At 66.8% G+C, this 11,777-nt stretch carries 9 protein-coding genes and 1 pseudogene; 3 read left to right on the top strand and 7 right to left on the bottom strand.

Annotated features, from left to right (window positions below):
- The 7 genes and pseudogenes from Y706_RS27055 to Y706_RS0121440 all read right to left on the bottom strand — a co-directional run.
- Nucleotides 1-556 (bottom strand): annotated as a pseudogene (locus tag Y706_RS27055) (galactose mutarotase); the annotation flags it as partial.
- Nucleotides 553-2,073 (bottom strand): L-arabinose isomerase, encoded by a 1,521-nt coding sequence (gene araA / locus Y706_RS0121415; RefSeq protein WP_028278181.1) that lies wholly within the window; start codon nucleotides 2,071-2,073, stop codon nucleotides 553-555. The gene araA and the pseudogene Y706_RS27055, both read right to left, overlap by 4 nt.
- A gap of 75 nt (nucleotides 2,074-2,148) precedes the next feature.
- On the bottom strand, nucleotides 2,149-2,829 hold the full coding sequence (locus Y706_RS0121420; protein WP_028278182.1) for an L-ribulose-5-phosphate 4-epimerase: 681 nt from the start codon (nucleotides 2,827-2,829) through the stop codon (nucleotides 2,149-2,151).
- The gene (araB, locus tag Y706_RS0121425; protein ID WP_028278183.1) at nucleotides 2,826-4,598 is read right to left on the bottom strand and encodes a ribulokinase; all 1,773 of its coding nucleotides are present in this window, start codon (nucleotides 4,596-4,598) and stop codon (nucleotides 2,826-2,828) included. The genes Y706_RS0121420 and araB overlap by 4 nt, the downstream gene beginning before the upstream one ends.
- 109 nt (nucleotides 4,599-4,707) lie before the next feature.
- A complete protein-coding gene (locus Y706_RS0121430; RefSeq protein ID WP_028278184.1) occupies nucleotides 4,708-5,730 on the bottom strand; it encodes a LacI family DNA-binding transcriptional regulator in 1,023 nt (340 codons plus the stop codon).
- Between the two features lie 195 nt (nucleotides 5,731-5,925).
- Nucleotides 5,926-7,005, bottom strand: coding sequence for a LacI family DNA-binding transcriptional regulator (locus Y706_RS0121435; RefSeq protein ID WP_028278185.1), 1,080 nt, complete (start codon nucleotides 7,003-7,005; stop codon nucleotides 5,926-5,928).
- A 1-nt stretch (nucleotide 7,006) separates the two neighbouring features.
- On the bottom strand, nucleotides 7,007-8,257 hold the full coding sequence (locus tag Y706_RS0121440) for a Gfo/Idh/MocA family protein (RefSeq protein WP_028278186.1): 1,251 nt from the start codon (nucleotides 8,255-8,257) through the stop codon (nucleotides 7,007-7,009).
- A gap of 171 nt (nucleotides 8,258-8,428) precedes the next feature.
- Between Y706_RS0121440 and Y706_RS0121445 the strand changes: the two genes are divergently transcribed.
- The 3 genes from Y706_RS0121445 to Y706_RS0121455 all read left to right on the top strand — a co-directional run bounded on the left by Y706_RS0121445 (nucleotide 8,429) and on the right by Y706_RS0121455 (nucleotide 11,760).
- Nucleotides 8,429-9,385, top strand: coding sequence for a carbohydrate ABC transporter permease (locus tag Y706_RS0121445; RefSeq protein ID WP_028278187.1), 957 nt, complete (start codon nucleotides 8,429-8,431; stop codon nucleotides 9,383-9,385).
- 12 nt (nucleotides 9,386-9,397) lie between these two features.
- The gene (locus Y706_RS0121450) at nucleotides 9,398-10,330 is read left to right on the top strand and encodes a carbohydrate ABC transporter permease (protein ID WP_028278188.1); all 933 of its coding nucleotides are present in this window, start codon (nucleotides 9,398-9,400) and stop codon (nucleotides 10,328-10,330) included.
- An 86-nt stretch (nucleotides 10,331-10,416) separates the two neighbouring features.
- Nucleotides 10,417-11,760, top strand: a complete 1,344-nt coding sequence (locus tag Y706_RS0121455) for an ABC transporter substrate-binding protein (RefSeq protein ID WP_028278189.1) — start codon at nucleotides 10,417-10,419, stop codon at nucleotides 11,758-11,760.
- The last annotated feature ends 17 nt before the right edge of the window (nucleotides 11,761-11,777 follow it).

An 11,777-nucleotide genomic window follows, 5' to 3' on the forward strand; every position in this document is an offset into this window, starting at 1 on the left:
TCGGCAGCAGCCGGTCCGGCGTGACCTCGAGGAACGTCCGTGCCGGCACCTCGAGGCTCCATTGGTCCAGCGGCGCCGGCCCGGCCAGCAGATACGGGTGCGGACAGACCCCGTAGGGCGCGGACCGCTGCCCCACATTGGCTGCTGTGACGGCAGTGTGCAGGCCCCCGCTGGCCAGCCGGTAGCTGGCGGTGATCGACAACGCGAAGGGGTAGCCCGGCACCGGCCCGACGGCGCAGGAGAGCTCCACGGCGGAATCCGTCCGGGACTCCAGCTTCCACTCCAGCTCCGGGGTGAAGCCGTGCAGGGCGCATTGCCGGTCGGGTTCGTTGACCGGGAGCTCGTAGTCCGCATCGCCAAAGGTGTACGTCCCGTCGGGAATCCGGTTCGGCCAGGGTGCCACGATGACGCCGCGGAAGTCCGGGTTGGGCCCGCCGGCCGGGAACGGGACGATAAGGTCCCGCCCGCGGAACTGCAGCGTCCGCAGCGCGGCACCGCGGGCGGCGACGACGGCGGTGTACTCCCCGTGCCGGAGCCCGTATTCGTCCCCGGTCACAGACCGCCGGCCAGCTTGTAGTAGGCGGCGTTCCAGGCGAGTTCCTTCTTGAAGCCCCTGATCGTGGTGCCGTCGTCAATGGTCAACAGTTCGGTTTGGGCGATCTCGGCGAAGTCCTCGAAGACGTCCATGCCGACGGCGGTGGAAAGCACAGTGTGGTGGGCGGCTCCGGCGGTCAGCCAGGCAGCAGCGGAGGTGGCGAAGTCCGGCTTGGGCGACCAGAGGGCACGGGCCACCGGCAGGTTGGGCAGCGGCTGCTCCAGGTCCACGACGTCGACGGCGTTGGCCACGAGGCGGAAGCGGTCGCGCATGTCGGACAGCGCCACCACGACGCCGGGGCCGGCATCGGTGTCGAAGACCATGCGGACGGGATCTTCCTTGCCGCCGATGCCCAGCGGGTGGATTTCCACGCGCGGCTTAGCGGCGGTCAGGGACGGGCAGACCTCCAGCATGTGCGCGCCCAGGATTTTCTCTTGGCCCGGGACGAGGTGGTAGGTGTAGTCCTCCATGAGCGAGGCGCCGCCGGGGAGCCCGGCGCCCATGACTTTGGCTGCCCGGACCAGGATGGCAGTCTTCCAGTCGCCCTCGGCGCCGAAGCCGTAACCGTCGGCCATGAGGCGCTGGACGGCCATGCCCGGCAGCTGGCGCAGTGCGCCGAGGTCTTCGAAGGACGTGGTGAAGGCGGCCGAGCCGTTGGCCTCCAGGAAGCTGCGGAGCCCAAGCTCGATCCGGGCGCTGTAGCGCAACGACTCGTGGCGCGGGCCGCCGGTGCGGAGTTCGGGGGCCACGTCGTAGAGCCGCTCGTATTCGGCGACGAGGGAGTCGACGTCGGACTCTGCCGCGCCGTGCACGGCGTCGGCGAGTTCATTGACGGACCAAGTGTTGACCGACACGCCGAAGCGCAACTCTGCCTCGGTTTTGTCCCCTTCGGTGACGGCGACATTGCGCATGTTGTCGCCGAAACGGGTCAGCTTGAGGGTCCGGACGGCCGCCCAACCCGCCGAGGCGCGCTGCCAGGATCCGACCTGGCGGGACACCTCGGGGTTGGACACGTGGCCGACGACGGTTTTGCGCGGGATGCCGAGGCGGGACTGGATGTAGCCGAACTCGCGGTCGCCGTGCGCGGCCTGGTTCAGGTTCATGAAGTCGAAGTCGATGTCCGCCCACGGAAGTTCGACGTTGGCCTGGGTGTGCAGGTGCAGGAGCGGCTTCCGGAGCAGGTCCAGGCCCTGGATCCACATCTTGGCCGGGGAGAAGGTGTGCATCCAGGCGGTCACGCCGATCACGGCGTCGTCGGAGTTGGCTTCCAGGGCGGTGCGGCGGATGGCGTCCGAGTCCGTGAGCACGGGCTTCCAGACGATTTTCACCGGGACGTCGGCGGAGGCGTTCAGCGCGTCAGCGATGTCTTGGGACTGGGCGGCGACCTGTTTGAGGACGTCCTCGCCATAGAGGTGCTGGCTGCCGGTGAGGAACCAGACCTCGTACTGTTCAAGGGACGTGTTGTTGGCGTTGGACATGTTTTCTCCTGCGGATGGTTGGGGCGACGGCGGCTTCGGGGCCTGGTTGTGGGCCTAGCGGCCTGTTTCTTGGGCCTAGCGGCCGTAGACGTTCTGGTAGCGGGCGTAAAGCGAGTCGATCTGGGCCGGGTCGATCGGCAGGGGTTCGCCGAGTTGCCGGGAAATATGGACGGTCCGTGCCACTTCCTCGCACATGACGGCGGCTTTGACCGCCGAGCGGGCATCCTTGCCCACGGTGAAGGGCCCGTGGTTCTGCATCAGCACGGCAGGCGAGCTGGATTGGGCCAGGGTGTCCACGATGCCGCGGCCGATCGAGTCATCCCCAATCAGCGCGAACGGGCCCACCGGGATCGTCCCGCCGAACTCGTCACCCATCATGGTCAGCACGCAGGGGATCTCCTCTCCGCGCGCGGCCCAGGCCGTGGCGTAGGTCGAATGCGTGTGCACCACGCCCCCGATCTCCGGCATGTGCCGGTAAACGTAGGCGTGCGCGGCGGTGTCCGAGGACGGTGACAGGGCGGGGTTGCTCCAGTCGCCCTCCGCGGGCGTGCCGTAGAGGTCCGTGACAACCATGCTCCCGGGCGTGAGGTCCGCGTAGGAGACTCCGGACGGCTTGATGACCATCAGGTCATGACCGGGGACGCGGGCGGAGACGTTGCCGGCCGTCCACACCACCAGTTCGTAGCGCGTGAGTTCGGCGTGCAGTTCGCAGACCTCGCGACGGACCTCCGCGATGCTTTCCAGCAGGTTGCTCATGCGGACACTTCCTCTGCGACCGGGCCGGCGGGGACGGCGGGGACGGCGTTCTGCTGCGGAGCGCCCGCAGCGGCGGCAAACGAGGGCCTGGCCGCACGCTGGATCGCCTTGAGGCGGTGCATCACGCTGTTGCCGCCGCGGCCGAAGTAGTCGTGCAGAGTGCGGTACTCCTGGAAGAGTTTTTCGTAGGCGGCAACATTTTCCGGAATGGGAATATAGATGCTGCCGGGCTCCGATCCCATGGCAGCCGCAGCGGCACGGATATCCGCGTATTCACCTGCGGCCACGGCGGCGTGGATGGCCGACCCCAGGGCGGGCCCCTGGGTTGAGCCGATGGTGGAGAGCGGCAAGCCGGTGATATCCGCGTAGATCTGCATGAGCAGCTTGTTCTTCAGCAGGCCGCCGGCCACGATGAATTCCCTGACCGGCACTCCCGAGTCGCGGAAGGCGTCCACGATGGTGCGCGTGCCGAAGGCCGTGGCTTCCAGCAAGGCCCGGTAGGTGTCTTCGGGCCTGGTGGCGAGGGTCTGGCCCACCACGACGCCGGAGAGTTCGTGGTCCACCAGCACGGAACGGTTGCCGGAGTGCCAGTCCAGGGCAATGAGGCCGTGTTCGCCGATGGCTTGGCGGGAGGCCAGTTCCGTGAGGTATTCGTGGATGCCCAGGCCTGCCGCTTCCGCTGCCTGGTGGTACTCGGGCGGGACGCCGTTGTTCGTGAACCAGCCGAAGATGTCCCCCACTCCGCTTTGGCCAGCTTCGTAGCCCCAAAGTCCGTCGACGATTCCGCCGTCCACCACGCCGCACATGCCCGGGACTTCCCGCAGTTCGGCACCGTTCATAACGTGGCAGGTGGAGGTTCCCATGATGGCCACCAGCTGCCCGGGCTCAACTGCCTTCGCTGCGGGCGCCGTGACGTGGGCGTCCACGTTGCCCACTGCGACGGCGATGCCTTCCGGCAGTCCGGTCCAGGCGGCGGCCTCGGCCGTCAGATAGCCGGCTGCATCGCCGAGCCGGCCGATGGTGTGCGCCAGCTTGGCGCTGACGAAATCCTTGAAGTCCGGGTTCAGGGCGGACAGGAATTCCTTGGATGGGTAGCGGCCGTCCTGGTAGATCCCTTTGTAGCCGGCCGTGCAGGCGTTGCGGACGTAGTTACCGCACAGCTGCCAGACGATCCAGTCAGCCGCTTCCACCCAGCGGTCCATCGCGGCGTAGCTTTCCGGGTCCTCCTCCAGCAACTGCAGGCCCTTGGCGAACTCCCATTCGGAGGAGATGAGTCCGCCGTAGCGCGGCAGCCAGTTTTCGCCGAGTTCCGCAGCCAGGGCGTTGATGCGGTCCGCCTGCGGCTGGGCGGCATGGTGGCGCCACAGCTTCACGTAGGCGTGCGGGCGGTTGGCGAATCTGGGAAGCTCGTTCAGCGGTGTGCCGTCGCCCTTGACGGGGACCATGGTGCAGGCCGTGAAGTCGGTGGCGATGCCCACCACGGCGGCCGGGTCGATCCCGGCGTCGGCGATCGCCGCGGGCACAGCCCGGCGGAGCACGTCGCGGTAGTCGTTGGGCACCTGCAGGGCCCATTCGCCCGGAAGCCGGATGCCGGCGACGCCAGCCGTGTCTTTCGGAAGCTCGCCGGTGACCACGGCATGCGGGTACTCAAAGACCCCGCTGCCCAGTTCCTTGCCGTCCCGGACCCGGACGACGACGGCCCGCCCGGAAAGCGTGCCGTAGTCCACGCCGATGACAAAGTTTTCGGTTCCGTCCACTGAGAAGTCCATCAAATCCTCCAATAGGTTCCGCAACATTGCGAACTCCCCTATTGTTAGCGCTAACAAACATGCTGTCAAGAAGCCTGGCACGTATTGCCGGAACGGAGGGCTTCGGCCCTTAGGAGAGACGGGGACGGGGTGCGGTGCTGGCGCGCACCACGAGCGCAGGTTTGACCACCAGGGCGCCGCTGGCGGCATCACCCTCGACCTGGGCGCGTATCAGGTCCATACAGCGCTTTCCGAGTTCCTCGAAGTCCTGTCGCACAGTGGTCAGCGGCGGCATGAAGTAGGCGGATTCGGGCTGGTCGTCAAAGCCAACCACGGAGACGTCTTCCGGAACCCGGATGCCCTTCTCGCCAAACGCCCGCAGCAGCCCGAGCGCCATCTGGTCGTTGCTGACGAACACTGCGGTGGCGCTGCGCTGTTCTGCCAGCTGCTGCCCGATCCGGTACCCGCTGTCCGCACTCCAGTCCCCCTCGACCAGAAGCTCGTCGGAGAGGCCGGCTTCCGCCAACTCCTCGCGCCACCCGTCAGCCCGGGCTTTGCCGTCCACCCAGTCGAGCGGTCCGGAGACATGGCCGATCCGCTCGTGGCCAAGGCTGATCAGATGGGCGACGGCCAGCCGCGCGCCGAGCTTCTGGTCGACCATCGCGCCGCTCAACCGCCCTTCTCCGGCTCCGCCGACGACGATCACCGGGAGATCCAGGTTCAGGTCCTCGAGCACCTGAAGTGTCCCGTCGTGCGGCACGATCACAATCAATCCGTCCGCGCCCTGGTCCGTCAGGTGCCGCACCGCATCGCAAATGGCCTTCGCCGCGGCCCCCTTAATCGCGGCAATGCTCACGAAATACCCTGCTTCCCTGGCGGCTTGCTGGACCCCCAGCAGGGTATTCGCCGGGCCGTATTGCCCGAGCTCGGAGGCGAGGACACCGATGGTCTGGGTGCGCCGGGTCACCAGGCTCCGGGCGGCCGTGTTGCGCCGGTAGCCGAGTTCGGCAATCGCCGCCTCGACCCGGGACTTTGTTCCCGTGCTGACATTCGGGTGGTTGTTGATCACCCGTGAGACGGTCTGGTGGGAAACCTTGGCCAGCGCTGCGACGTCTTCGAGCCGCGGCTGCCGCCGGTCATTGTTGTTCCCCATGCGAGGCCCCTTTCGCTCCGGTGCCGTCCACCGGCTTGAATCAAATTGTGAAATCAAACGATAGGAGGGCACGGGGCGCCCGCTGGTCGCTCGCCCTCCGGCTCCTGTTAGCGCTAACGATAGTCCATTTGGATCCTGGTGTGACGCCCGCAGGGAACGACGCCGGGAACCGCAACGACGTGCGCGGCGGGGAGCTTACGTGGCCGGCTCGGCCGCTACCGGCGCGGCGGGCCCGGGCGCGGCCGCTACCGGCGCGCAGCCGCAGGACGCGCGCAGGACCAGGTCCACGGGGAAGATCCTGTTCCGGGTGGGAGACACGCCGTCAAAGCCAATGAGGGCTTCGACGGCGGCCTCGGCCATGGCCTGGACGGGCTGCGCGACCGTGCTCAGCGGCGGCCAGCTGAACTCCGCCTCAGCCGAGCCGTCGAAGGAGAAGACCGCCAGGTCCTCGGGGACCCGAAGCCCGGCCTCGGACACGGCGCGCAGCAGGCCGACGGCCTGCAGGTCGGAACTGACGAACACGGCGGTGGGTCGGTCCGCGGCCGCAAGCAGCCGCTGCCCGGCCCGGTAGCCGCCCTGCCGGTCGAAGTCACAGCGCAGGATGGGTCCTTCCGGGAGACCGGCCTCCGCGAGCCCCTGCTGCCACCCGACCTCGCGGGCATCGAGATCATTGCCGGCGTTCATGCCCATGACCAGTGCGATGTTGCGGTGGCCGTGGCCCACCAGGTGCTCGACGGCACGCCGGGAGCCTTCCAGCAGCTCCACGCCGACCGAGTTGAAGCCCGGCACCTCGGTGCTGTGGTTGAGCAGCACGGCGGGGATCTCCGAATGCTCCAGCTCGGTCAGGTCGGGTTCGAACAGCACGCTGGAGAGGAAGACCCCGTCAACGCGGCGGCTCGCGAGGTTCCTGACCTGGCGGCGCTCATTGGCCGCCGATCCGCCCGAGTTCGCCAGCAGCAGGGCATAGCCGCGCGCCGCCGCGGCTTCCTCCACGGCACGGGCCAAAGTGGCGAAGAAGGGGTTGGTGGTGTCCGGGACCACCATGCCGAGCATCTCGCTGGAGCCAAGTTTCAGTGCCCTCGCCGCGGCGTTCGGACGGTACCCCAGGGCGCTGATGGCCTCGCGGACTTTCGCAGCCGTCACCGGGGAGACCCGCTTGGGGCCGCCGTTCACCACATAGCTGACGACGGCGGTGCTGACGCCCGCCAGCCTGGCCACGTCTTTTCGGGTGATCGTGGGCCTGGCGGAGGCGGGCGAGTGTGGCACAGTGACCATGCTACCGCCGGAGTTCCCCGGCAAAGCCTTCCTCATTGGTTCCCTGCGCAGGCAGCCGGACGGGGGCGTCGCCGTGGTCCGGCACGGGCAACCGCTCCCCGCCGCGGAGGGCGGACTCGTGCGCCACGATCCCCGGCAGCGTGTAGCGGGCGGCTTCCCAGGCGTTGACGGGCGGGAGCGTTCCCGTGTCGACGGCCGTGGCGAAGTCGTCCACCAGGAAGTGGTGGCTGCCCTCGTGCCCGTTGTGAAGTCCGCGGAACTCGGCCGGAAGCCGGCCGGCGTCGTGCACGGCGGCCAGCCCGGAGCTGAAGGCGTCACGCAGGGCCGGTGCGACGCCGGCCAGCGCCGGATCGTCCGCGGCGAGCGTGGCCCGGGTGGCCAGTTCGTCGCTGACATCGGTCACAGACTCCTTGTCCTGCCACACACTGACCAGGGCTAACTGCTCGAAGCTGGCTTCGGTGCCGAAGAAACGGAAGCGGCTTTCGCGCAGGTGGGAGGGGTAGCCGACGCGGCGCATCTCATTGATGCGCATGGACCCGCCGGTTGAAAGCTCGAACAGCGCGGTGGCATTGGAGAAGTCGTTGCCGAACATGCTGACGTCCTTGTCGAACACACCGTCCCCGCGCTCGTCGGGGACGCCAATGCAGCTGACGCTGACGGCATGGCCGCCGATCGCGCCCAGCACCCCGCCGGTGGAGTGGGTCGGATACAACATGGGCGGGTAGCTGGCGGTACTCTTCCAGTCCTCCCCGCCGCTGTACTGGTAGGCCTCGTAGAAGCCGAGATCCATGTCGTGGACGTAGTCGCCCTCGGCGTAGAAGATGCGGCCAAAGGCGCCTTCAGCCTTGCGCTTGCGGGCATAGACGGTGGCGGGGTTGTAGTAGCTGGTCTCGCCCATCATGTAGGTCAGGCCCGTCTCCCGGACGGCCTCGATGATCCGGGCGATCTCGTCCTCGCTGATGGCCATCGGCACTGCCGAATACACATGCTTGCCCGCCCGGAGCGCCTGCAGCACCAGCGGGCCGTGCGTCCAGCGCTGGGTGAAGATCGCCACCGCGTCGAGGCCGCCGTCGAGCATGGCCTCAAAGCTGGGATAGGTCCCCGCCAGGCCGAGCCGCTCACGGAGGGCCTCGGCCCGTTCCGGCAGGACGTCGGTGACATGGACTTCTGAAATCGCGGGATGGGCGTCGAAGAGTTTGGCGAAGGCGCCTGCAAACTGTCCGGCGCCGACGATGCCTAGTGAGAAAGTCATGCACGCAAGTTTCACACCAGTTTCTACTCGAGTCAATAGCAGACGATGAGCAGAAATTTTCCGCCCGGAAACATAAAAGAAACGGTTGCGCATTGGAAAGTTACTCGTGTAGATTCAAGCCTCAGTTGTAATCCACGTCACAGCATCCACGTAACTGCGGAGGAACCACCAATGACCACCACAACTGCCCGCGGAGCCGCCCCGGCCCGCAAGGCGACCGGCCCGGGAACGGGCAACGCTGCCCCCCGCCGCCGGCGCCGGCCCCGGAGCGACCTGAGGGTCGCCCTCTTCTTCATCGCCCCGGCCTTGCTCGGCTTCGTTGCCTTCTACCTGGTGCCGAGCATCCGCGGCGTCTACCTCAGCTTCACCGAGTACAGCGTCTTGGGGGATCCCACCTGGATCGGCACCAAAAACTACACAGCGATCTTCGCGGACGATCTCTTCTGGAACGCCATGGCCGTGACGGTCCAGTACGTGGCACTGAACATCGGCTTCCAGACCGCCATCGCACTCGGACTTGCCCTGCTGATGCACAACGTCGCCAAGTCCACGCTTATCCGCGGCGCCCTGCTGCTGCCCTTCCTTGTGGCGAACGTGATCGTCGCGCTGTTGTGGTTCTGGATGCTCGACTACCAACTCGGCATCGTCAACGAAATCATCAACTGGATGGGCCTGCCGCGCATCGCCTTCTTCGGCAGCGAGCAATGGGCCATCCCCACCATCGCCGGCGTCAACGTCTGGCGCCACATGGGCTACACCGCCTTGCTGATCTTCGCCGGCCTGCAGTCCATTCCCAACCACGTGTACGAGGTCGCCTCGCTCGACGGCGCCTCCCCGACCCGGACCTTCTGGAGCATAACGATGCCGCTCCTGCGCCCAGTGCTGGTGCTGGTCCTGGTGGTCACCGTGATCGGCTCCTTCCAGGTCTTCGACACCGTGGCTGTGACCACGGGCGGCGGCCCGATCAATGCTTCCCGCGTGATCCAGATGTACATCTACCAGAAGGCCTTCGGTGAATCCGACTTCGGCTACGCCTCGGCCCTGTCCGTCATTCTCTTCGTCATTCTCGCTCTTGTGGCCTTCGTCCAGATGAAGTTCCTCAAGGGCAACGAATCGGATCTGGACTAAGGAACCCCAGCCATGACTACCTCCGCCCCTTCCCGTAAGAAGCCCGTCTCCAGCGTCCCCGCTCCCAGGAAACCGGTCAACTGGCGCCGCGTCGGCGCCTGGACCCTCGTCGCCATCGCCGTCGTCGTGACGATCGCGCCGTTCCTCTGGATGCTCCGCACCGCACTGTCCAGCAATGCCTCCCTGGCCTCGAACGCCAGCAACCTGCTGCCGGCCGACTTCAGCCTCGGCGCCTTCAAGCGGGTCCTGGGGCTGCAGAGCCCCGAGGAAGCAATCGCCGAGGGCGGCTCCGGCGCCGCCATCAATTTCTGGCTGTATCTGCGGAACTCCGTCATCTTCGCCACCGTCACCACCGCCGGGCAGGTCTTCTTCAGCGCGATGGCCGCCTACGCCTTCTCCCGGCTGCGCTGGCCGGGCCGGAACGTGGTGTTCGGCCTGTTCCTGGCCACCATGATGGTCCCGCCAATCTTCACAGCCCTGCCCAACTTCCTGATGATCAAGAACCTCGGCCTGCTCAACACCTTCGCCGGCCTGGCCCTGCCGTTCCTGTTCATGACCCCCTTCGCCATCTTCTTCCTGCGCCAGTTCTTCCTCTCCATGTCCCGCGAGGTGGAAGAGGCCGCCATGCTCGACGGCGCCAAACACGTGCGGATCTTCTTCCAGATCGTGCTCCCGAACGCCGCGGCCCCCCTGGCCACCCTGGCGCTGCTGACCTTCATCGGCCAGTGGAACGAGTACTTCTGGCCGCTGCTGGTGGGCCAGGACGAAAGCGTCCGCGTCCTCACCGTGGGCCTGGGCGTCTTCAAGTCCCAGTCCCCCCAGGGCGCCCCCGACTGGTCCGGCCTGATGGCCGCCACCCTGATCGCGGCCCTGCCCGTCCTCCTGCTCTTCATCGCCTTCGGCAAGCGGGTGGTCAACTCCATCGGCTTCTCCGGCATCAAGTAACCCCGGCCCAACCCTCAGTGCCCTTCATACGCACCGCCCGTCAACAAGCATTCCCCTCAAAGAAGCACTTCCATGAAAGGTCCACCATGAAGAAGACCCTCGGCGCCGTCGCTGCCGCTGCAGCCATCGCCATCTCCCTCTCCGCCTGCGGCGGGTCCGCCCCGGCCTCCACCGAGGCCAAGGGCGACATCAACTACTGGCTGTGGGACGCCAACCAGCTCCCGGCCTACCAGCAGTGCGCCGATGACTTCCACAAGGCCAACCCAGACATCAAGGTCAAGATCACCCAGCGCGGCTGGGATGACTACTGGACCACACTGACCAACGGCTTCGTCGCCGGCACCGCCCCCGACGTCTTCACCAACCACCTCTCGAAGTACCCCGAATACGCCGCGAAGAAGCAGCTGCTCTCCCTCGACGAGGCGGTGGCCAAGGACGGCATCAAGCTGGAGAGCTACACCAAGGGACTCGCCGAGCTCTGGGTGGGCCAGGACGGCAAGCGCTACGGACTGCCCAAGGACTGGGACACCGTGGGCCTCTTCTACAACACGGCCATGACGGACTCCGCCGGCCTGACCGCCGAGCAGATGGCCAACCTGGACTGGAACCCGCAGGACGGCGGCAGCTATGAGAAGGCAATCGCGCACCTGACCGTGGACAAGAACGGCGTGCGCGGCGACGAGGCAGGTTTCGACAAGAACAAGGTGGCCGTCTACGGACTCGGCCTGGCCGGCAGCGGCTCCGGGCAGGGCCAGACCGAGTGGAGCTTCCTCAGCGCCACCACCGGCTGGAGCGCCACGGACAAGAACCCCTGGGGCACCAAGTTCAACTACGACGACCCCAAGTTCCAGGAGACCATCGCCTGGTGGGCCGGACTGACCGAGAAGGGCTACATGCCCAAGCTCGAGACCACCGTCGGCGCCAGCCTGGCGGACAACTTCGGCGCCGGCAAGGCTGCCATCAACACCACGGGTGACTGGCTGATCGGCCAGTACAAGAGCTACAAGGGCGTGAAGACCGCGTTCGCCCCCACCCCGAAGGGCCCCGAAGGCAAGCGCGCCAGCATGTTCAACGGCCTGGCCGACTCCGTCTGGGCCGGCACCAAGAACCCGGCAGCCTCGATCAAGTGGGTCGAATACCTCGCCTCCACCGCCTGCCAGGACGTCGTAGCCTCCAAGGGCGTCGTGTTCCCGGCTCTCACCAGCTCCTCCGACAAGGCAGCCGAAGCATTCAAGGCCAAGGGCACCGACGTCTCCGCCTTCACCACCCACGTCAAGGAAGAAACCACGTTCCTGTTCCCGATCGCGGATAAGGCAGCCAAGGTGGACGGCATCATGAAGCCGGCCATGGACGCCGTCCTCTCCGGCAAGAAGCCTGCCAGCTCCCTCACCGAAGCCAACAACCAGGTCAACGCCCTCTTCAACAAGTAAGCGTTCGAAGCCACAGC

This window comes from Arthrobacter sp. I3 (assembly GCF_000520575.1).
In the GTDB taxonomy this organism is placed as follows: Bacteria; Actinomycetota; Actinomycetes; order Actinomycetales; family Micrococcaceae; genus Arthrobacter; species Arthrobacter humicola_A.

Coding starts and splice junctions, on each gene's coding strand:
- araB (WP_028278183.1), bottom strand. CDS start 4,598: ATGGACTTCTCAGTGGACGGAACCGAAAACTTTGTCATCGGCGTGGAC.
- Y706_RS0121435 (WP_028278185.1), bottom strand. CDS start 7,005: ATGGTCACTGTGCCACACTCGCCCGCCTCCGCCAGGCCCACGATCACC.
- araA (WP_028278181.1), bottom strand. CDS start 2,073: ATGTCCAACGCCAACAACACGTCCCTTGAACAGTACGAGGTCTGGTTC.
- Y706_RS0121450 (WP_028278188.1), top strand. CDS start 9,398: ATGACTACCTCCGCCCCTTCCCGTAAGAAGCCCGTCTCCAGCGTCCCC.
- Y706_RS0121445 (WP_028278187.1), top strand. CDS start 8,429: ATGACCACCACAACTGCCCGCGGAGCCGCCCCGGCCCGCAAGGCGACC.
- Y706_RS0121420 (WP_028278182.1), bottom strand. CDS start 2,829: ATGAGCAACCTGCTGGAAAGCATCGCGGAGGTCCGTCGCGAGGTCTGC.
- Y706_RS0121455 (WP_028278189.1), top strand. CDS start 10,417: ATGAAGAAGACCCTCGGCGCCGTCGCTGCCGCTGCAGCCATCGCCATC.
- Y706_RS0121440 (WP_028278186.1), bottom strand. CDS start 8,257: ATGACTTTCTCACTAGGCATCGTCGGCGCCGGACAGTTTGCAGGCGCC.
- Y706_RS0121430 (WP_028278184.1), bottom strand. CDS start 5,730: ATGGGGAACAACAATGACCGGCGGCAGCCGCGGCTCGAAGACGTCGCA.